The sequence below is a fragment of the Streptococcus sp. 27098_8_86 genome, assembly GCF_041432595.1.
GTDB lineage: Bacteria > Bacillota > Bacilli > Lactobacillales > Streptococcaceae > Streptococcus > Streptococcus pneumoniae_F.
In genome coordinates this window covers 86,554-106,353 of sequence record NZ_JAPVZW010000005.1, presented here as the reverse complement: position 1 = coordinate 106,353, position 19,800 = coordinate 86,554, and the positions used below count along the sequence as shown (strand labels likewise).

20 protein-coding genes and 1 tRNA gene are annotated in these 19,800 nt (G+C 41.0%); 18 read left to right on the top strand and 3 right to left on the bottom strand.

Annotation, left to right across the window (positions count from 1 at the left end):
* The first annotated feature begins 87 nt into the window (after positions 1-87).
* Positions 88-882, top strand: a complete 795-nt coding sequence (gene pflA, locus O3616_RS06115) for a pyruvate formate-lyase-activating protein (protein ID WP_049510780.1) — start codon at positions 88-90, stop codon at positions 880-882.
* 226 nt (positions 883-1,108) lie between these two features.
* Here pflA and yidC read toward each other — a convergent pair whose 3' ends face one another.
* Both yidC and O3616_RS06105 read right to left on the bottom strand, forming a co-directional pair.
* Entirely contained in the window at positions 1,109-2,035 is a 927-nt protein-coding gene (gene yidC, locus O3616_RS06110) for a membrane protein insertase YidC (RefSeq protein WP_045606372.1), read from the bottom strand.
* Between the two features lie 78 nt (positions 2,036-2,113).
* The gene (locus tag O3616_RS06105; protein WP_001174612.1) at positions 2,114-2,392 is read right to left on the bottom strand and encodes an acylphosphatase; all 279 of its coding nucleotides are present in this window, start codon (positions 2,390-2,392) and stop codon (positions 2,114-2,116) included.
* Between the two features lie 32 nt (positions 2,393-2,424).
* Between O3616_RS06105 and O3616_RS06100 the strand changes: the two genes are divergently transcribed.
* From O3616_RS06100 to O3616_RS06050, 11 genes are all read left to right on the top strand, one after another.
* Positions 2,425-3,165: a TrmH family RNA methyltransferase gene (locus tag O3616_RS06100; protein ID WP_371638381.1), complete on the top strand. Its 741-nt coding sequence runs from the start codon at positions 2,425-2,427 to the stop codon at positions 3,163-3,165.
* A 54-nt stretch (positions 3,166-3,219) separates the two neighbouring features.
* Complete coding sequence (locus O3616_RS06095; RefSeq protein ID WP_153220475.1) at positions 3,220-3,903, top strand: Bax inhibitor-1/YccA family protein; 684 nt, start codon at positions 3,220-3,222, stop codon at positions 3,901-3,903.
* A gap of 111 nt (positions 3,904-4,014) precedes the next feature.
* The gene (asnA, locus tag O3616_RS06090; RefSeq protein WP_049510788.1) at positions 4,015-5,007 is read left to right on the top strand and encodes an aspartate--ammonia ligase; all 993 of its coding nucleotides are present in this window, start codon (positions 4,015-4,017) and stop codon (positions 5,005-5,007) included.
* Positions 5,008-5,071: 64 nt separating this feature from the next.
* Positions 5,072-5,611, top strand: coding sequence for a 16S rRNA (guanine(966)-N(2))-methyltransferase RsmD (gene rsmD / locus O3616_RS06085; RefSeq protein WP_371638380.1), 540 nt, complete (start codon positions 5,072-5,074; stop codon positions 5,609-5,611).
* A complete protein-coding gene (gene coaD, locus O3616_RS06080) occupies positions 5,601-6,089 on the top strand; it encodes a pantetheine-phosphate adenylyltransferase (protein ID WP_371638379.1) in 489 nt (162 codons plus the stop codon). Before rsmD ends, coaD begins: the two co-directional genes overlap by 11 nt.
* Positions 6,073-7,110: a SepM family pheromone-processing serine protease gene (locus tag O3616_RS06075; protein WP_265470881.1), complete on the top strand. Its 1,038-nt coding sequence runs from the start codon at positions 6,073-6,075 to the stop codon at positions 7,108-7,110. Before coaD ends, O3616_RS06075 begins: the two co-directional genes overlap by 17 nt.
* Before the next feature lie 57 nt (positions 7,111-7,167).
* A complete protein-coding gene (locus tag O3616_RS06070; RefSeq protein ID WP_000250396.1) occupies positions 7,168-7,398 on the top strand; it encodes a DUF1146 family protein in 231 nt (76 codons plus the stop codon).
* A gap of 23 nt (positions 7,399-7,421) precedes the next feature.
* Positions 7,422-8,705 carry a UDP-N-acetylglucosamine 1-carboxyvinyltransferase gene (murA, locus tag O3616_RS06065; RefSeq protein ID WP_371638378.1) on the top strand — a complete coding sequence of 428 codons (1,284 nt, stop codon included), beginning with the start codon at positions 7,422-7,424 and terminating at the stop codon, positions 8,703-8,705.
* Entirely contained in the window at positions 8,698-8,886 is a 189-nt protein-coding gene (locus O3616_RS06060; RefSeq protein ID WP_070480259.1) for a DNA-directed RNA polymerase subunit beta, read from the top strand. The genes murA and O3616_RS06060 overlap by 8 nt, the downstream gene beginning before the upstream one ends.
* A gap of 38 nt (positions 8,887-8,924) precedes the next feature.
* Complete coding sequence (gene endA / locus O3616_RS06055) at positions 8,925-9,749, top strand: DNA-entry nuclease EndA (protein WP_269795909.1); 825 nt, start codon at positions 8,925-8,927, stop codon at positions 9,747-9,749.
* Between the two features lie 268 nt (positions 9,750-10,017).
* Positions 10,018-11,349 carry a hemolysin family protein gene (locus tag O3616_RS06050; protein WP_371638377.1) on the top strand — a complete coding sequence of 444 codons (1,332 nt, stop codon included), beginning with the start codon at positions 10,018-10,020 and terminating at the stop codon, positions 11,347-11,349.
* Positions 11,350-11,647: 298 nt separating this feature from the next.
* Here the strand turns inward: O3616_RS06050 and O3616_RS06045 are convergent.
* Positions 11,648-11,718, bottom strand: a tRNA-Cys gene (locus tag O3616_RS06045).
* A gap of 161 nt (positions 11,719-11,879) precedes the next feature.
* Here O3616_RS06045 and O3616_RS06040 point away from each other — a divergent pair.
* The 6 genes from O3616_RS06040 to O3616_RS06015 all read left to right on the top strand — a co-directional run bounded on the left by O3616_RS06040 (position 11,880) and on the right by O3616_RS06015 (position 19,799).
* Positions 11,880-13,868, top strand: coding sequence for a peptide ABC transporter substrate-binding protein (locus O3616_RS06040; protein ID WP_000749582.1), 1,989 nt, complete (start codon positions 11,880-11,882; stop codon positions 13,866-13,868).
* A gap of 66 nt (positions 13,869-13,934) precedes the next feature.
* The gene (locus O3616_RS06035) at positions 13,935-15,431 is read left to right on the top strand and encodes an ABC transporter permease (protein WP_000759916.1); all 1,497 of its coding nucleotides are present in this window, start codon (positions 13,935-13,937) and stop codon (positions 15,429-15,431) included.
* On the top strand, positions 15,431-16,357 hold the full coding sequence (gene oppC, locus O3616_RS06030) for an oligopeptide ABC transporter permease OppC (protein ID WP_049510796.1): 927 nt from the start codon (positions 15,431-15,433) through the stop codon (positions 16,355-16,357). The genes O3616_RS06035 and oppC overlap by 1 nt, the downstream gene beginning before the upstream one ends.
* A gap of 8 nt (positions 16,358-16,365) precedes the next feature.
* Complete coding sequence (locus O3616_RS06025; protein WP_004260573.1) at positions 16,366-17,433, top strand: ABC transporter ATP-binding protein; 1,068 nt, start codon at positions 16,366-16,368, stop codon at positions 17,431-17,433.
* A 10-nt stretch (positions 17,434-17,443) separates the two neighbouring features.
* The gene (locus O3616_RS06020; RefSeq protein WP_371638376.1) at positions 17,444-18,370 is read left to right on the top strand and encodes an ATP-binding cassette domain-containing protein; all 927 of its coding nucleotides are present in this window, start codon (positions 17,444-17,446) and stop codon (positions 18,368-18,370) included.
* A 451-nt stretch (positions 18,371-18,821) separates the two neighbouring features.
* Positions 18,822-19,799 carry an ABC transporter substrate binding protein gene (locus O3616_RS06015; RefSeq protein WP_371638375.1) on the top strand — a complete coding sequence of 326 codons (978 nt, stop codon included), beginning with the start codon at positions 18,822-18,824 and terminating at the stop codon, positions 19,797-19,799.
* The last annotated feature ends 1 nt before the right edge of the window (position 19,800 follow it).

The following is a 19,800-nucleotide window of genomic DNA, read 5'->3' as shown; positions in this document are numbered from 1 at the left end:
GCTTTCTAAAAAATAGGCAAAAATCTTGTTTTTCTTTCAAGTCATGATATAATAAAACTATAAAACGTTTTCAAGGAAGGTAACGATATGTCTGAAGAAACAATTGATTATGGACAAGTGACAGGAATGGTGCATTCGACAGAAAGCTTTGGGTCGGTAGATGGGCCTGGTATTCGCTTTATTGTCTTTTTGCAAGGCTGTCACATGCGTTGCCAGTATTGCCACAACCCGGACACTTGGGCTATGGAGTCCAATAAATCACGTGAACGGACGGTAGATGATGTCTTGGCAGAGGCCTTGCGCTACCGTGGTTTCTGGGGAAATAAGGGTGGGATTACAGTCAGTGGAGGAGAAGCCCTCTTGCAGATTGATTTCTTGATTGCCCTCTTCACCAAGGCTAAGGAACAAGGAATCCACTGTACCTTGGATACCTGTGCCCTTCCTTTCCGTAATAAACCACGTTACCTTGAGAAGTTTGACAAACTCATGGCTGTCACTGACTTGGTTCTCTTGGATATCAAGGAAATCAACGAAGCACAGCATAAGATTGTCACTAGCCAAACCAATAAAAATATCTTGGCTTGTGCCCAGTATCTATCAGATATTGGAAAACCTGTCTGGATTCGCCACGTGCTAGTTCCGGGATTGACAGATAGAGATGATGACTTGATTGAACTTGGTAAGTTCGTCAAGACCCTCAAAAATGTGGATAAGTTTGAAATTCTGCCTTATCATACTATGGGTGAGTTTAAATGGCGTGAATTGGGAATTCCGTATTCCCTCGAAGGAGTTAAACCACCAACAGCAGACCGCGTCAAGAACGCTAAAAAACTCATGGATACCGAAAGTTATCAAGACTATATGAAACGTGTACATGGATAAAAAAGAAGCCTGATGGAAACATCGGGCTTTTGATACTCAATGAAAACCAAAGAGCAAACTAGGAAGCTAGCCGCAGGCTGCTCAAAACATGGTTTTGAGGTTGTGGATAGAACTGACGAGGTCAGTAACATATATACGGCAAGGCGAAGCTGACGTGGCTTGAAGAGATTTTCGAAGAGTATGACTTGCAAAAAAGACTTAGCAAACTAGCTAAGCCTTTTTCTTCTTATCTCGAACGTTGTTTTCCAGCGTTGCGATTTTTGTGTTTTTTCTTGCTTGTGATAGCAGTTGGTTGTTCAGGGGTAACGTCTTTTCGTCCACTTGGTGTAGAGAAAGCACGTGCTTTTGGTGGGTTCTTGGCTAGTTCTTCACGGACTTTTTTGCGAAGTTTTGGACGAACGATATAGTTGACGATAAACTGTTGGAGAATCATCATGAAACCACCGACAACCCAGTAAAGTGTAACACTAGCTGGTGAGAAAAGGGAGAAGACGACAATCATGAGTGGGCTCATGTAAATCATTTTCTTGATTTGTTCTCTTTGCATTTCATCTTCTACTCCGTGAAGTGAAAGGAGCGATTGAAGATAGTAAAGAATACCAGCGAAGGCAACCAAAATCATACTTGGAGAACCTAGAGGAATTCCTAGGTAGCTTGCTTGAGCAACACCTTCAGTATGTTGGGCAGCAAAGTAGATAGCAGAGAAGAAAGGCATTTGAAGGAGGATAGGGAAACATCCTACACCACCAAACATGCTGATGCCGTGCTCTTTTTGAGCTGCAAAGAGAGCTTGTTGGGCTTCGAGTTTTTCTTCTTGAGTAGTTGCTTCTTTGAGACGCGTTTGGTGTGGCTCAAGGACGTGCTTGAGGGCGTTCATCTTTTCAGAGTGAAGCGTCGCCTTCCATGATTGGTAGATACCAAGTGGCAAGATAATCAAGCGGACGATAATGGTTACGATGATGATAGCAACACCAAAACCAAGTCCCTTGTCATTGGCGAAGTACTTGATAGCTTCAGCCATAGGAGCTCCGATAGTATTCCAAACCAATCCTGTTGGCTGGCCTGTTGCCTTATCGACATTGACACAGCCAGTTAAGACTAGCAACATAGCCACTCCCATAGCTGAGAGGGCAAAACGTTTAATAGCTTTCAATTTGTTCATTCCTTCTTTTAAAAATAATACCTTTCTATTCTACTGTTTTTTTACAAAATATACAATAGTTCTAGAGACCTAATTTGCGATTTTAAAGTCAGGGTAGGGAGGAAAGTTGCTCAGTTTGACATCTAAGTAGCTGACTTTTGAAAAAGGTGTCGGTCCTTTTCGGATTTCTTGGATAAATTTTGCCATGATAGCAGATGAGTCTGCTTGGGCTAATATTTCCACTGTGCCATCGTCGTTATTCCATACCCGACCTGTGATGCCACCAATTTCAAGTGCCAAGCTGTAAACACCCCAACGAAAGCCGACTCCCTGTACCCTACCTTGGGCAATCATTCTAACCTTTTGCATACAAACCCCTTTGATTGTGTTATAATATTTCTATGACTATTATAACCTCAAAAGCCAATTCTGTGGTAAAAAATGCCAAGAAATTACACCAAAAAAAATACCGCAAGTCTGCTTATTTGATTGAAGGCTGGCACTTGTTTGAAGAAGCTGTTCAAGCTGGAGTGACGATTGAGAAAATCTTTGCCCTAGAAAGTTATCGAGAACAGTTAGTTGCTTTTCCGCAAACTGTCTGGGTATCAGAGGATATTTTGCTAGATTTGGCAGATTCTCAGACTCCACAGGGAATTGTTGCCGTCGTTCAAAAAGAAGAAGTAGGGCAAGCTGATTTGACTCAGGGCAAGTTCTTATTTTTGGAAGATGTGCAAGATCCTGGTAATGTGGGAACCATCATTCGGACTGCGGATGCAGCAGGCTTTACAGGAGTGATTGTTTCAGATAAGTCGGCAGATATCTACAGTCTCAAGACTCTACGTTCCATGCAAGGCAGTCATTTTCATCTGCCTATTTACCGGATGTCTAGTCAAGCGCTTCTTAAGGAAACCAAAGAGGCAGGTATCTCAGTGCTGGCAACAACCCTATCTAAAGATTCTGTTGATTACAGAGAACTGCCTCCTATAGAAAATTTTGTACTAGTCATGGGAAATGAGGGGCAAGGAATTAGTCACCTCATGGCTGAAAGTGCAGACCAGTTGGTCCACATTAGTATGAAGGGACAGGCGGAGAGTTTGAATGTTGCTGTTGCAGCAGGTATCTTGATTTTCCATTTAAGCTAATTTTAACTTTCTTTGTTATAATCAAGGAAAGATATTCATTGAAAAGGAGAAAAGATGAATCACACTATTATTCACGACCGCGCAGGTCTCAATCAATTTTACGCTAAGGTTTATGCCTTTGTTGGTCTGGGAATCGGACTATCTGCTTTGGTATCAGGCCTTATGTTGACGGTCTTTCAATCTCAGTTTGTTTACTTTTTGATGCAGGGACGTCTCTGGTTGACCATTGCTACTTTTGCGGAGTTGGCCTTGGTTTTCGTTGCCAGTAGCATGGCTTCAAAGAATAGTCCAGCGGCTCTTCCAGTATTTTTACTTTACTCTGTTTTAAACGGCTTTACCCTTAGTTTTGTGGTGGCCTTCTATACTCCGGGCACAGTTTTATCCGCCTTTGTGTCGAGCGCCCTTCTCTTCTTTGTCATGGCGGCAGTTGGTATGTTTACCAAGAAAGATTTGAGTGGGCTTGGTCGGGCTATGATGGCGGCTCTTATCGGTTTGCTGATTGCCATGGTAGTTAATATTTTCTTGGCTAGCGGTTTCTTTGATTATATGATTAGCGTAGCCATGGTCTTGGTCTTCTCTGGGCTAATTGCTTGGGACAACCAAAGAATTCGTCTTGCTTATGAACAATCACAAGGCCGTGTAGCGACAGGTTGGGTTGTGTCAATGGCTCTCAGTATCTATCTTGATTTTATCAATCTCTTCCTAAGTATTCTACGTATCTTTGGTCGTAATGACTAAAAGGTCCCTAACATCAGTGTTCGAAGGAGCACTGATTTTTTTATATTTGGTCTTTTCTTTTCTTGGAAATAGGTGTATAATGCTTTTAATTAATTTTTTGAGGAGTAGTTTATGAAGAAAAGTTTTATTCACCAACAAGAAGAAATTTCCTTTGTCAAAAACACTTTTACCCAGTATTTAAAAGACAAACTAGAAGTTGTCGAAGTTCAAGGTCCTATCTTGAGTAGGGTCGGTGACGGGATGCAGGACAACTTATCAGGTGTGGAGAATGCCGTATCGGTCAAGGTTCTCCAAATCCCTGATGCTACTTACGAAGTAGTGCACTCCCTTGCCAAATGGAAACGCCACACTTTGGCTCGTTTTGGTTTCGGTGAAGGTGAAGGTCTTTTCGTCCACATGAAGGCCCTTCGTCCAGACGAAGATTCGCTGGATGCGACCCACTCTGTTTATGTTGACCAGTGGGACTGGGAGAAGGTTATCCCAAATGGACAACGTAACATTGCCTACCTAAAAGAAACAGTTGAGAAGATTTATAAGGCTATTCGCCTGACTGAGCTAGCTGTTGAAGCCCGCTATGATATTGAGTCTGTCTTGCCAAAACAAATCACCTTTATCCACACAGAAGAGTTGGTAGAACGCTACCCAGACTTGACACCAAAAGAGCGTGAAAATGCTATTTGTAAAGAATTTGGAGCAGTCTTCTTGATCGGTATCGGTGGTGAATTACCAGACGGTAAACCGCACGATGGACGTGCACCAGACTACGATGACTGGACAAGTGAGTCTGAAAATGGCTATAAGGGTCTAAATGGTGATATTCTTGTTTGGAATGAGTCTTTAGGTGGAGCCTTTGAGTTGTCTTCTATGGGAATCCGTGTAGATGAAGAAACTCTTCGCCGTCAGGTTGCCATCACAGGTGATGAAGACCGTTTAGAATTGGAATGGCACAAGGCTTTGTTGAATGGCTTATTCCCATTGACAATCGGTGGAGGAATTGGACAATCTCGGATGGCCATGTTCCTACTTCGCAAGAAACACATCGGAGAAGTGCAAACAAGTGTTTGGCCTCAAGAAGTCCGCGATACTTACGAAAATATTTTGTAGAGAATCGAACCGCAAGGTTCGGTTTTCTTTCTCTTTTCGCTCATAATTTGGTATAATAAACGGTATGAAGATCGTATCAGGAATCTATGGGGGACGCCCCCTCAAGACACTAGAAGGCAAGACGACAAGACCTACTTCAGATAAGGTTAGGGGAGCCATTTTTAACATGATTGGTCCCTACTTTGAAGGTGGACGCGTCTTGGACCTTTATGCAGGTAGTGGTGCTTTATCTATCGAGGCAGTATCGCGTGGCATGTCCAGTGCTGTTTTGGTGGAGCGAGACCGTAAGGCTCAGGCTATCGTGGCTGAAAATATTCAGATGACCAAGGAAGTTGGGAAATTTCAACTCCTCAAGATGGATGCAGAAAGGGCATTGGAACAGGTATCTGGGGAATTTGACCTCATTTTCTTAGACCCTCCTTATGCCAAGGAACAAATCGTAGCAGATATTGAAAAAATGGTTGAGAAAGAGCTTTTTTCTGAAGATGTCATGGTCGTGTGTGAGACGGATAAGGCCGTTGAACTTCCAGAAGAAATTGCCTGCCTGGGCATCTGGAAGGAAAAGATTTATGGAATTAGTAAGGTGACAGTCTATGTCAGATAAGATTGGCTTATTCACAGGCTCATTTGATCCGATGACAAATGGGCATCTGGATATCATTGAACGGGCGAGCAGACTTTTTGATAAGCTCTATGTCGGTATTTTTTTCAATCCCCACAAACAGGGATTTCTCCCTATTGAAAATCGTAAACGGGGGTTAGAAGATGCTTTGAAATATTTGGGAAATGTTGAAGTCGTGTCTTCTCATGATGAATTGGTGGTTGATGTTGCAAAAAGACTGGGGGCTACTTGTCTAGTGCGTGGTTTGAGGAATGCAGCGGATTTGCAATATGAAGCTAGTTTCGATCACTACAACCATCAGCTGTCTCCTGGTATAGAGACCATTTATTTACATAGCCGACCTGAACATCTCTATCTCAGTTCATCCGGTGTTAGAGAGCTTTTGAAGTTTGGTCAGGATATTGCTTGCTATGTTCCCGAGAGTATTTTGGAGGAAATAAAAAATGAAAAAAAAGATTAGATGGCCCTTATATGTCATTGCGGCCTTGATTGTGACTTTCTTGGCATTTGTAGTGCCCTTGCCCTATTATATAGAGGTTCCAGGTGGTTCGGAAGATATTCGCCAAGTCCTTAAAGTCAATGATACAGAAGATAAGGAAGCTGGGGCTTATCAATTCGTTACGGTTGGTGTTCAGCACGCTACTTTAGCCCATATGATTTATGCGTGGTTGACGCCTTTTACAGATATTCGTAGTGCCCAAGAGACTACAGGTGGCTCTTCTGATGTTGAATTTATGCGGATCAATCAATTCTACATGCAAACATCGCAAAATATGGCCAAGTATCAAGGGCTAAAAACAGCTGGTAAGGATATTGAACTAAAATATCTTGGGGTTTATGTTTTGACTGTGACGGATAATTCGACCTTTAAAGGGATTCTTAACATCTCTGATACGGTCACAGCAGTCAATGATCAGACCTTTGATAGTTCCAAAGATTTGATTGATTATGTCAATTCTCAAAAACTAGGGGACTCCGTCAAGGTCACCTATGAAGAGGATGGGCAAACCAAGTCTGCAGAAGGTAAGATTATCACCTTGGAAAATGGCAAAAATGGGATTGGAATCGGTTTGATTGACCGTACGGAAGTGACCAGTGATATCCCAATTCGTTTTTCAACAGCCGGTATCGGTGGTCCAAGTGCAGGCCTCATGTTTAGTCTGGCCATCTATACCCAAATAGCTGACCCAGGCCTTCGTAATGGCCGCATTGTTGCCGGTACAGGAACTATTGACCGCGATGGGAATGTGGGGGACATTGGAGGTATTGATAAGAAAGTTGTAGCTTCGGCTAGAGAAGGTGCCGCGATTTTCTTTGCCCCAGATAACCCTGTTAGTGAAGAAGAACAAAAAGCGCATCCGGATGCGAAAAACAACTACCAAACAGCCCTAGAAGCAGCCAAAACAATCAAGACGGATATGAAAATCGTGCCTGTTAAAACCCTACAAGATGCAATTGATTACTTGAAAAACAATCCTTAATTTCTAAGTGAAGTTTCCAAACTAGCGCACAAACAGAGAAGATGGTATAATAGTCAAATGGTTCAATTATTATTCACTCTAAGCAGTCACATGCTCTTTATTTATGTGAGTTTTTACCTTTTAAAGGATCTTGTTAGATGGGAAAAGGTTTTAAAAGTGACAACTGAGAATACAGGAAAAGTTCGTTTACTAGTAGCCTTTTTCAGCATTGTAATGGGCTATATCATGAGTTCTTTCTTTATCAGCCTATATCAGTTGTGGCAAGAAGCGCTTAGAGGATTATTATAAAATCAAGAGTAAAGGAAATAAGTATGGAAAAAATTGTGGTTCAAGGTGGCGATAATCGTCTGGTAGGAAGTGTTACGATAGAAGGAGCAAAGAATGCAGTCTTGCCCTTGTTGGCAGCGACTATTCTAGCAAGTGAAGGAAAGACCGTCTTGCAGAATGTTCCTATCTTGTCAGATGTTTTCACTATGAATCAGGTGGTTCGTGGTTTGAATGCCAAGGTGGATTTTAATGAAGAAGCTCATCTTGTTGAGGTGGACGCGACTGGCGATATCACTGAAGAAGCTCCTTACAAGTATGTCAGCAAGATGCGTGCATCCATTGTTGTCTTGGGGCCAATCCTGGCTCGTGTAGGTCATGCCAAGGTATCCATGCCAGGTGGTTGTACGATTGGTAGCCGTCCTATTGATCTTCATTTGAAAGGCCTGGAAGCTATGGGAGCTAAGATTAGTCAGACAGCTGGTTATATCGAAGCCAAGGCTGATTGCTTACATGGCGCTCATATCTACATGGACTTCCCGAGTGTTGGCGCTACGCAGAACTTGATGATGGCAGCGACTCTGGCTGATGGTGTGACAGTGATTGAAAATGCTGCGCGTGAGCCTGAGATTGTTGACCTAGCCATTCTCCTCAATGAAATGGGAGCCAAGGTCAAAGGTGCTGGTACAGAGACCATTACCATTACCGGCGTTGAGAAACTTCATGGTACGACTCACAATGTAGTCCAAGACCGTATCGAAGCAGGAACCTTTATGGTAGCTGCTGCCATGACTGGTGGTGATGTCTTGATAAAAGACGCTGTCTGGGAGCACAACCGTCCCTTGATTGCCAAATTGCTTGAAATGGGAGTGGAAGTGACGGAGGAAACTGAAGGAATTCGAGTTCGTTCTCAACTAGAAAATCTAAAAGCTGTTCATGTGAAAACCTTGCCCCACCCAGGATTTCCAACAGATATGCAGGCTCAATTTACAGCCTTGATGACCGTCGCAAAAGGGGAATCAACTATGGTGGAGACAGTTTTTGAAAATCGTTTCCAACACTTAGAAGAAATGCGTCGCATGGGTTTACATTCTGAGATTATCCGTGATACAGCTCGTATTGTTGGTGGACAGCCTTTGCAGGGGGCAGAAGTTCTTTCAACTGACCTTCGTGCCAGTGCAGCCTTGATTTTGACAGGTTTGGTAGCACAAGGAGAAACTGTAGTTGGTAAATTGGTTCACTTGGATAGAGGTTACTACCGTTTCCATGAGAAGTTGGCGCAGCTAGGCGCTAAGATTCAGCGGATTGAGGCAAGTGATGAAGATGAATAAGAGATCAAGCTACGTAATCAAGCGTTTACTTTTAGTCATTTTGGTACTGTTTTTAGGTGCTCTAGCCTTAGGTATCGGCTTAATGGTAGGTTATGGAATCTTGGGCAAGGGTCAAGATCCATGGGCTATCCTGTCTCCAGCAAAATGGCAGGAATTGATTCATAAATTTACAGGAAATTAGGCTGGAGAACCAGTCTTTTTCTAGAGATAAGGAGAAAAATGGATAAAAAAACAAGACAGACACTGATCGGGCTGCTAGTGTTATTACTCTTATCTGCGGGAAGCTATTATATCAAGCAGATGCAGTCGACAGCTAATAGTCCTAAAACAAAGGTTAGTCAGAAAAAACAAGCGTCTGAAGCTCCTAGTCAAGAGTTGGCAGAAAGTGTCTTAACAGATGCAGTCAAAAGCCAAATAAAAGGGAGTCTTGAGTGGAATGGATCAGGTGCTTTTATCGTCAATGGTAATAAAACAAATCTAGATGCCAAGGTTTCAAGTAAGCCTTATGCTGATAATAAAACAAAGACAGTGGGTAAGGAAACCGTGCCAACCGTAGCTAACGCCCTCTTATCTAAGGCTACTCGTCAGTACAAGAATCGTGAAGAAACTGGGAATGGTTCGACTTCATGGACTCCTCCAGGCTGGCATCAGGTTAAGAATCTAAAGGGCACTTATACCCATGCGGTCGATAGAGGTCACTTGTTAGGCTATGCCTTAATCGGTGGCTTGGATGGTTTTGATGCCTCGACAAGCAATCCTAAAAACATTGCTGTTCAGACAGCCTGGGCAAATCAGGCTCAAGCCGAGGATTCGACTGGTCAAAACTACTATGAAAGCATGGTGCGCAAAGCCTTGGACCAAAACAAGCGTGTCCGTTACCGTGTAACCCTTTATTATGCTTCAAACGAGGATTTAGTTCCTTCAGCTTCACAGATTGAAGCCAAGTCTTCAGACGGAGAATTGGAATTTAATGTTCTAGTTCCCAATGTTCAAAAGGGACTTCAACTGGATTACCGAACTGGAGAAGTAACGGTAACTCAGTAAAAGATAACATAAACTCCTATGTCACTTGTGGATGTAGGAGTTCTTTCTTACTAGTTTAAGCAGGGCTACAATAGACACTGATACTCAAAGAAAATCAAAGTGCAAACTAGGAAGCTAGCCGCAGGTTGCTCAAAGCACAGCTTTGAGGTTGCAGATGAAGCTGACGTGGTTTGAAGAGATTTTCGAAGAGTATTGAGAAAAAATAATATGTACTGGACTATATTTTGTGATATAATAAAGGATAAGATACTATTTTAGGAGAAGAACTATGGAAGACCCAAGTAGTCAGAATTTGTTGCTACAATTTGTTTTATTGTTTATCTTGACGATGTTAAATGCTTTTTTCTCAGCCACAGAAATGGCCATGGTTTCACTTAACCGTGCGCGGGTTGAACAAAAGGCAGAAGAAGGAGATAGACGCTATATCCGTCTGCTGAAGGTACTAGAAAATCCTAACCACTTTTTATCAACCATTCAAGTAGGGATTACCCTGATTACGATCTTATCAGGGGCGAGTTTGGCAGAAACTCTGGGACGAGAAATTGCATCTTGGCTTGGAAATGGGGAAACAGCTTATGCCGTTGCAAGTTTTCTATCTTTAGCATTTTTGACTTATATTTCCATCGTTTTTGGGGAATTGTATCCTAAGAGAATCGCTCTTAATCTAAAGGATGCCTTGGCGATTCGTACAGCGCCAGTTATCATTGGGCTGGGGAAACTAGTTAGTCCCTTTGTTTGGCTCTTGTCTGCATCTACCAATCTCTTGAGTCGCTTGACTCCTATGACCTTTGACGATGCTGATGAAAAAATGACCCGTGATGAAATTGAATACATGCTGACAAATAGTGAAGAAACACTAGATGCTGACGAAATTGAAATGTTACAAGGAATTTTTTCACTGGACGAATTAATGGCCAGAGAAGTCATGGTTCCTCGAACGGATGCCTTTATGGTCGATATTCAGGATGATAGTCAAACCATCATCCAAAGTATTTTAAAACAAAATTATTCTCGTATCCCTGTCTATGATGGGGATAAGGACAATGTGATTGGAATCATTCACACCAAGAGTCTCCTTAATGCGGGCTTTGTGGACGGTTTTGACAATATTGTTTGGAAGAAAATCTTACAAGATCCACTTTTTGTTCCTGAAACTATTTTTGTGGATGACTTGTTAAAAGAACTGCGCAATACCCAAAGACAAATGGCAATCTTGCTGGATGAATACGGTGGGATGGCTGGTTTGGTGACCCTAGAAGACCTCTTAGAGGAAATCGTTGGCGAAATCGATGACGAAACAGATAAGGCTGAAATCGAAGTTCATAAAATTGGAGAAGATACTTATATTGTTCAAGGTACCATGAATCTCAATGATTTTAATGACTACTTTGACGTTGAACTGGAAAGTGATGACGTTGATACCATCGCTGGTTACTATTTGACAGGAGTTGGGACCATTCCAACGACTGAGAAACTCAGTTATGAATTAGTCAGCCAAAACAAACAGCTTATCCTAACCAATGATAAGGTAAAAAATGGACGTGTTACCAAGGTAAAAGTCCAAATTACCGAAGTTGAAATAGAAGAAGAAACAGAGTAAACTAGAGGCTTTTGTCACCAGGTGTGACGAAGCTTTTTCAGTTGATTTCATACTCTTCGAAAATCAAATTCAAACCGCGTCAACGTCGCCTTGCCGTACGCAAGTACAGCCTGCGGCTAGTTTCCTAGTTTGCTCTTTGATTTTCATTGAGTATCAAAAGATTGTCTCCTAAAAAGAAGTCTGCCCCAAATTCACCCCAAAAGTTTTTGTAAGTTATATGTATTTATCCGAAGAAAATAAAAAAGCCCTTTAAACTGGGCTTTCTGTTTAAATGAAACCTGATAAATCAAGTTATAGAAGGCGGTAGACGGATTTGAACCGACGATCAAGCTTTTGCAGAGCCGTGCCTTACCACTTGGCTATACCGCCTTAACGTTTATTATTATACCTTGAAAATGATTTTCAGTCAATAGCTTTTTCAGATTTTTTGTGTCAATAAGCCTAAATATTCTGAAAATTCGTTTACTTTTCTTGAAATCTATGATATAATTGATGATAACCTATACTTTATTTATAAGAGGAGTAAATAAATGAAAAAAAGTCAAGTGCTTGCTGTAGCGGGAGCTACCTTATTAGCGTCAGGAGTTCTAGCTGCGTGTTCAAACACTAGTTCAAATAATGCTAAACTAGCAAAAGATTACCAATATGTTTATCAAACAGATCCAGAAACTTTGGATTATATCGTCAGCAATATCGATTCTACATCATTCGTCACAACAAATGCTGTAGATGGCTTGTTGGCTAATGATAAATATGGTAACCTGGTTCCTTCTATTGCTGAATCATGGACAGTTTCAAAAGATGGTTTGACTTATACCTATAAAATCCGTAAGGATGCTAAATGGGTGACAGCAGAGGGAGAAGAATACGCTCCTGTAACTGCTAAAGACTTCGTTACTGGTTTGAAACACGCCGTAGATGGAAAATCAAAAGGACTTTCAATCGTTAGCTCTTCTATTAAGGGATTAGAAGCCTATATCAAGGGTGAAACAAGCGATTTTTCAACCGTTGGAGTAAAAGCGCTTGATGATCAAACACTAGAATATACCTTGAACCAGCCAGAAACTTTCTGGAATGACAAGACAACTAGTGGTGTTTTGATGCCGGTTAATGAAGAATTCTTAACTTCAAAAGGGGAAGGTTTTGGTGCCCCAACAGATGCTAACTCTATTCTTTATAACGGTCCATTTGTCTTAAAATCTGTAACTCCAAAATCATCTATCGAGATGGCTAAAAATGATGCATACTGGGACAAAGAAAATGTAAAAATTGAGAACGTTAAGTTCACTTTCTGGGATGGTAAGGACCAAGATGTGATTGCTAAAGGTTTTGCTGATGGTCAATATAGCAAGGCGCGTATCTTCCCTACAAGTTCTACATATGAAAAATATGCAGCTGACTTTAAAGATAACATTTACTTTAACGAACCAGGCGCGGGTGTTGCAACTGTCAGCTTGAACTATGGCCGTACAACCTATAACCACACTGCCAAAACAAGTGATGCCCAAAAGACATCTACTCAGAAAGCATTGCTAAACAAGGAATTCCGTCAAGCCTTGAACTTTGCTGTCGATCGCAATTCTTATTCAGCTCAAACAAATGGTACTGATGGAGCTGCAGTAGCCATCCGTAATACATTTGCACCATATAATCTTCAAGTTGGTAAGAAAACATTTGGTGAATTGGTACAAGATAGCTTGGCTAAGACAAATTCTTCTACTTGGTCAAACGTGTCTCTAGCAGATTCTCAAAATGGACTCTATAATGAAGAAAAAGCTAAAGAAGTCTTTGCTAAAGCAAAATCAAGCCTACAAGCTGAAGGTGTTGAATTCCCAATCCACTTGGATGCCTTGGTTATCCAAGAATCAACAGCGGTTGTAAACCGTGTTCAATCATTGAAACAATCAATTGAAAAAGTATTGGGTTCAGATAATGTTGTTGTAGACTTGCAACAAATGACTCAAGCAGAAGCTTTACCAATTTCATTTAGCGCTCCAACAGCTAAAGAACAAGACTGGGATATCCATACCTTGCTAGGATGGAATCCTGACTATCAAGATCCTTCTACTTTCTTGGATCAATTCGTCCTTAAGGGAGGAAGCACTCGCCTCTACCTTGGTATTGACCAAAACACAGATGCATCAGTAGTAAGCAAACTTGGTTTAGCTGACTATGGAAAATTACTTGATGACGCAAACAGCGAAAACCAAGATGTTCAAAAACGTTATGAAAAATACGCGGTGGCACAAGCTTGGTTGACTGACAATGCTTTGACAATTCCAGTAATGGCTTCTCCCAAAGAAACAGCCGTTTCATATGTTTCAAAAGTTCTACCATTTAGCTCTTCATATTCAGTAGCCGGTCTTAAAGGTGAAAATTCAGGATACTTGAAGTACACTGAAGTTGGCGAAAAAGCAATTACCAAAGAAGAGTATGAAAAAGCTCGTGAAAAATGGTTGAAAGAAAAGACTGAGTCAAACGAGAAAGCTCAAAAAGAATTGGCAAGTCATGTGAAGTAAATAATTTTCAATAGAACTTTCTCTCCATGAGGAGAAGGTTCTTTTGGGATTTTTAAAGGAAATGATATGAAAAAATATATTTTTATGCGTGTTTTGCGGTCCTTGGTTTCTATCTTCTTAGTAACAACCTTGACCTACACGATTATCTATACAATGGTTCCTCGAAAATTGATTTTCAAACAGGATACCAACTATAACAAGATTGCGACAACTGCTGATAAACGTGATAACTATGAGAATACTGTTTATGAGCGTATGGGCTATATCGAGTACTACGATACCAAAGAGTTGCAAGAAAAAGCTAGCCAGATGGATGCTTCTGTAACCGTTGAAGCCAATGACACCAACAAGGCTATCTATGAAAAATACATCAAACAAATTGGTCATGGTTGGACCTTAGGAGAATTTACTGAAAGTGGCCAATTCTACGCTACTCGTGAAATCCCGATTTTTGAACGTGTTTTCAAATTCTATGCTAACTTGATTGACATTGACCATACTAATAAAATTCAAGACCCTGAAAACCCAGACTTGAAACGTTACCTTCGTTTCGAAAATGATCCAGCTATCGGATGGTCATTGGTCGGTTCAGGTACCAAACACAAATATCTCTTGTACTTCAACAGTCAGTTCCCATTTGTGCATCAAAACTTTGTGAACATTAATTTGGGTGATTCATATCCAACCTATGCTAATAGCCCTGTTTTACAGGTTATTACTCAAGGACAAGGGCAAACAAAAACATCTCAAGTTCAGTTCCCAACAGGTAAGAAAACTTCTTCTGTAAATATTTACTCAAGAACCTACAAATCGCCTAGTCAAGCTGACTCTCGTGAAGTAGCCAACTACGGGAAAGATGATCCTTATACAGCTACGGAAAGCAATTACCAATATCCTTCTATGATTGCTAGCTCTGCAGTTGTCGGATTGATTGGTTTGGTGATTTCTTATGCGATTGCTGTGCCACTTGGTTCAGCTATGGCTCGCTTCAAGAACACATGGATTGATAGTTTCTCAACAGGGGCTTTGACCTTCTTGATGGCTCTTCCAACAATTGCCTTGGTTTATATCGTTCGTTTAGCTGGTTCTTCAATCGGCTTGCCAGATTCATTCCCTATCTTGGGTGCTGGAGATTGGCGTTCGTATGTTTTACCAGCAGTTATCCTTGGTTTGTTGGGTGCTCCTGGTACCGCTATTTGGATTCGTCGTTATATGATTGACTTGCAATCACAAGACTTTGTACGTTTTGCTCGTGCCAAAGGTTTGTCTGAAAAAGAAATTTCAAACAAACACATCTTTAAAAATGCCATGGTTCCGCTGGTTTCAGGAATTCCTGGTGCTGTTATCGGGGTTATCGGTGGTGCAACCCTTACTGAAACAGTCTTCGCTTTCCCAGGTATGGGTAAAATGTTGATTGACTCTGTAAAAGCATCTAATAACTCTATGGTCGTTGGTCTTGTCTTCATCTTTACATGTATTTCTATCTTCTCACTTCTTTTGGGAGATATTTGGATGACGATTATTGACCCACGTATTAAATTGACTGAGAAAGGAGGCAAATAATGTCTACAATCGATAAAGAAAAATTTCAGTTTGTAAAACGTGACGATTTTGCCTCTGAAGCCATTGATGCGCCAGCTTATTCATACTGGGGTTCAGTGTTTAGACAATTTATGAAGAAAAAATCAACTGTAGTCATGTTGGGAATCTTGGTAGCCATCATTTTGATGAGTTTCATCTACCCAATGTTTTCTAAGTTTGATTTCAATGATGTCAGCAAGGTAAATGACTTTAGTGCTCGTTATATCAAGCCAAATGCTCAGCATTGGTTCGGTACAGACAGTAACGGTAAATCTCTCTTTGACGGTGTCTGGTTCGGAGCTCGTAACTCTATCCTCATTTCTGTGATTGCGACAGTGATTAACTTGGTTATCGGTGTCTTTGTCGGTGGTATTTGGGGGATTTCAAAATCAGTTGACCGCGTGATGATGGAAGTTTATAACGTCATCTCAAACATCCCATCTCTTTTGATTGTCATTGTCTTGACTTACTCAATCGGAGCTGGATTCTGGAATCTGATTTTTGCCATGAGTGTAACAACATGGATTGGGATTGCCTTCATGATTCGTGTGCAAATCTTGCGTTATCGTGACTTGGAATACAACTTGGCGTCACGTACCTTGGGAACACCAACCTTGAAGATTGTTGCTAAAAACATCATGCCACAATTGGTATCTGTTATTGTGACAACCATGACTCAAATGCTTCCAAGCTTTATCTCATACGAAGCCTTCTTGTCTTTCTTCGGTCTTGGATTGCCGATTACAGTGCCAAGTTTGGGTCGTTTGATTTCAGATTATTCACAAAACGTAACAACCAATGCTTACTTGTTCTGGATTCCATTGACAACTCTTGTCTTGGTATCCTTATCCCTTTTCGTAGTTGGTCAAAACTTAGCGGATGCTAGTGATCCACGTACACATAGATAGGAGTAGAAATGACAAAAGAAAAAAATGTAATTTTGACTGCTCGCGATATTGTCGTGGAATTTGACGTTCGTGACAAAGTATTGACAGCCATTCGCGGCGTTTCCCTTGAACTAGTTGAAGGAGAAGTACTAGCCTTGGTAGGCGAGTCAGGATCAGGAAAATCTGTTTTGACAAAGACCTTCACAGGTATGCTCGAAGAAAATGGTCGTATTGCCCAAGGAAGCATTGACTACCGTGGTCAAGATTTGACAGCTCTATCTTCTCATAAGGATTGGGAACAAATTCGTGGTGCTAAGATTGCGACTATCTTCCAAGATCCAATGACTAGTTTGGACCCAATTAAAACAATTGGTAGTCAGATTACAGAAGTTATTGTAAAACACCAAGGAAAAACGCCTAAAGAAGCGAAAGAATTGGCAATTGACTACATGAATAAGGTTGGGATTCCAGAAGCAGATAGACGTTTTGATGAATACCCCTTCCAATATTCTGGAGGAATGCGTCAACGTATCGTTATTGCGATTGCCCTTGCCTGTCGACCTGATGTCTTGATCTGTGATGAGCCAACGACTGCCTTGGATGTGACCATCCAAGCACAGATTATTGATTTGCTAAAATCTTTACAAAACGAGTACCATTTCACAACAATCTTTATCACCCACGACCTTGGTGTGGTAGCAAGTATTGCGGATAAGGTAGCGGTTATGTATGCAGGAGAAATCGTTGAGTATGGAACTGTTGAGGAAGTCTTCTATGACCCTCGCCATCCATATACATGGAGTCTCTTGTCTAGCTTGCCTCAGCTTGCTGATGATAAAGGGGATCTTTACTCAATCCCAGGAACACCTCCGTCACTTTATACTGACTTGAAAGGGGATGCCTTTGCCTTGCGTTCTGACTATGCAATGCAGATTGACTTCGAACAAAAAGCTCCTCAATTCTCAGTATCAGAGACGCATTGGGCTAAAACTTGGCTTCTTCATGAGGATGCTCCAAAAGTAGAAAAACCAGCTGTGATTGCAAATCTCCACGATAAAATCCGTGAAAAAATGGGATTTGCCCATCTGGCTGACTAGGAGGAAGGAAATGTCTGAAAAATTAGTAGAAATCAAAGATTTAGAAATTTCCTTCGGTGAAGGAAGTAAGAAGTTTGTCGCGGTTAAAAATGCTAACTTCTTTATCAACAAGGGAGAAACGTTCTCGCTTGTTGGTGAGTCAGGTAGTGGGAAAACAACTATTGGTCGTGCCATCATTGGTCTAAATGATACAAGTAATGGGGATATCATTTTTGATGGTCAAAAGATTAATGGTAAGAAATCGCGTGAACAAGCTGCGGAATTGATTCGTCGTATCCAGATGATTTTCCAAGACCCTGCTGCAAGTTTGAATGAACGTGCCACTGTTGATTATATTATTTCTGAAGGTCTTTACAATCACCGTTTGTTTAAGGATGAAGAAGAACGTAAAGAGAAAGTTCAAAGTATTATCCGTGAAGTAGGTCTTCTTGCTGAGCACTTGACTCGTTACCCTCATGAATTCTCAGGTGGTCAACGTCAACGTATCGGTATTGCCCGTGCCTTGGTCATGCAACCAGACTTTGTTATTGCGGATGAGCCCATTTCAGCCTTGGACGTTTCTGTTCGTGCCCAAGTCTTGAACTTGCTCAAAAAATTCCAAAAAGAACTTGGTTTGACCTATCTCTTTATCGCCCATGACTTGTCGGTTGTTCGCTTTATTTCAGACCGTATCGCAGTTATTTACAAGGGTGTTATTGTAGAGGTTGCTGAAACAGAAGAATTGTTTAACAATCCAATTCATCCATATACTCAGGCTTTGCTTTCAGCGGTACCTATCCCAGATCCAATCTTGGAACGCAAGAAGGTCTTGAAAGTATATGATCCAGATCAACATGATTATGAGACAGATAAGCCATCTATGGTAGAAATCCGTCCAGGTCACTATGTTTGGGCTAACCAAGCCGAATTGGCACGTTATCAAAAAGGACTAAACTAATAATGGTTTTATAATTTCCATGTCAATTTTTATGGAAATTATAAACCCTTTTTTGTTGGACTGATTTGAAAAGCTTTGAAAGCTCCTTGAAAGAATTTTCGAAAAATTTTAAAAAATTCTGAAATATTCTTGACAGGTGATGAAAAAGGTGGTAAGATAGGAAACATCAAAAAAGAAAGCAGAAAAAGAAATGAATAAGAGACAAGCTGTAACGATGAATCAAAACTTTTACTTTAGCTACTTTAGATAGTGTTTGTAGACATGTCATCATGGATGCAAACAGTTCAAGCAATTTGTTTGTATCTATGTGGCTAAGATTTTTGATTGTGGTCCATATAGATGAATATCTAAATGGACTAGCAAAGTTATAACTTGTTAGATTATTTCAAGCATCCGTTTAGATAGTATCTAGGCGGTTTTTTATTTTATCTTTCTGAGAAGGAGTTTCATTATGAAAGTTGTTCGAAAATTACTAGCACCCCTCTTGGTAGTGGGAATCCTCTTGACCTCTCTGATCGGTTTGCATCAGTTGAAGGCAGATAAGAAAAAAGATGTTTTTCGTATCGGTATTTCGCAGTTTATTACTCATCAATCTTTGGACGCTACTAGAGAAGGTTTTGTAGATGAGCTGGTCAAGCAAGGCTATGTTGAAGGGGAAAATATCGAGATTGATTTGCAAAATGCACAGGGAGAACAACGAAATCTTAAAACGATTTCCCAGCAACTAGCAGAATCTAGTGATGTCGTTCTAGCTATCGCAACGCCTTCTGCTCAGAGCTTGGCCAATACAACACAAACGACACCTGTTATCTTTTCAGCGGTAACAGATCCTGTCAGTGCCAAGTTGGTAGAGTCAAGAGAGCATCCTGGGGGCAATGTAACTGGGACAAGCGATCAGTCATCAGATGCCATTTCAACCCAAATCAATTTGATAAAGAAAGTGTTGCCAAAAGCTAAAACAATTGGAATTCTTTATACTCAGAGTGAGCCAAATTCGGTTGTCCAAAAGGATGAAGCTAAACGACTTCTGGAAGAAAAAGGCTTTACCGTTGTTGAAAAAACAATCTTGGACAGTAATAACGTCAAGGCGGCAGCAGAGAGCTTGATGACAGAGGTGGATATGGTTTTTGTACCAACGGATAATATCATTTCGTCAACCATGGAAACAGTCAAGCAGGTTTCTATTAAACACAAGGTACCAGTATTTGGTGGCTCAACAGAAATGATTGCTGTTGGTGGCTTGTATAACTACGGTACCAATTATGAAGAATTGGGAAGACAGACAGCTCGCATGCTGATTCGTATTTTAAAAGGTGAGAAGCCAGAAAATATAGCAGTTGAGTTGCCTGAAAAACTGGAATTGCATACCAATCAAGAAATGGCAGATGCATTGGGAATTGATATTAGTAAGTTAGAAGGCAAGGAATAAG

Coding starts and splice junctions, on each gene's coding strand:
- O3616_RS06100 (WP_371638381.1), top strand. CDS start 2,425: ATGACTATTATAACCTCAAAAGCCAATTCTGTGGTAAAAAATGCCAAG.
- O3616_RS06070 (WP_000250396.1), top strand. CDS start 7,168: ATGGTTCAATTATTATTCACTCTAAGCAGTCACATGCTCTTTATTTAT.
- pflA (WP_049510780.1), top strand. CDS start 88: ATGTCTGAAGAAACAATTGATTATGGACAAGTGACAGGAATGGTGCAT.
- O3616_RS06075 (WP_265470881.1), top strand. CDS start 6,073: ATGAAAAAAAAGATTAGATGGCCCTTATATGTCATTGCGGCCTTGATT.
- oppC (WP_049510796.1), top strand. CDS start 15,431: ATGTCTACAATCGATAAAGAAAAATTTCAGTTTGTAAAACGTGACGAT.
- rsmD (WP_371638380.1), top strand. CDS start 5,072: ATGAAGATCGTATCAGGAATCTATGGGGGACGCCCCCTCAAGACACTA.
- O3616_RS06015 (WP_371638375.1), top strand. CDS start 18,822: ATGAAAGTTGTTCGAAAATTACTAGCACCCCTCTTGGTAGTGGGAATC.
- murA (WP_371638378.1), top strand. CDS start 7,422: ATGGAAAAAATTGTGGTTCAAGGTGGCGATAATCGTCTGGTAGGAAGT.
- O3616_RS06095 (WP_153220475.1), top strand. CDS start 3,220: ATGAATCACACTATTATTCACGACCGCGCAGGTCTCAATCAATTTTAC.
- O3616_RS06040 (WP_000749582.1), top strand. CDS start 11,880: ATGAAAAAAAGTCAAGTGCTTGCTGTAGCGGGAGCTACCTTATTAGCG.
- O3616_RS06050 (WP_371638377.1), top strand. CDS start 10,018: ATGGAAGACCCAAGTAGTCAGAATTTGTTGCTACAATTTGTTTTATTG.
- O3616_RS06060 (WP_070480259.1), top strand. CDS start 8,698: ATGAATAAGAGATCAAGCTACGTAATCAAGCGTTTACTTTTAGTCATT.
- O3616_RS06035 (WP_000759916.1), top strand. CDS start 13,935: ATGAAAAAATATATTTTTATGCGTGTTTTGCGGTCCTTGGTTTCTATC.
- asnA (WP_049510788.1), top strand. CDS start 4,015: ATGAAGAAAAGTTTTATTCACCAACAAGAAGAAATTTCCTTTGTCAAA.
- O3616_RS06105 (WP_001174612.1), bottom strand. CDS start 2,392: ATGCAAAAGGTTAGAATGATTGCCCAAGGTAGGGTACAGGGAGTCGGC.
- O3616_RS06020 (WP_371638376.1), top strand. CDS start 17,444: ATGTCTGAAAAATTAGTAGAAATCAAAGATTTAGAAATTTCCTTCGGT.
- O3616_RS06025 (WP_004260573.1), top strand. CDS start 16,366: ATGACAAAAGAAAAAAATGTAATTTTGACTGCTCGCGATATTGTCGTG.
- endA (WP_269795909.1), top strand. CDS start 8,925: ATGGATAAAAAAACAAGACAGACACTGATCGGGCTGCTAGTGTTATTA.
- coaD (WP_371638379.1), top strand. CDS start 5,601: ATGTCAGATAAGATTGGCTTATTCACAGGCTCATTTGATCCGATGACA.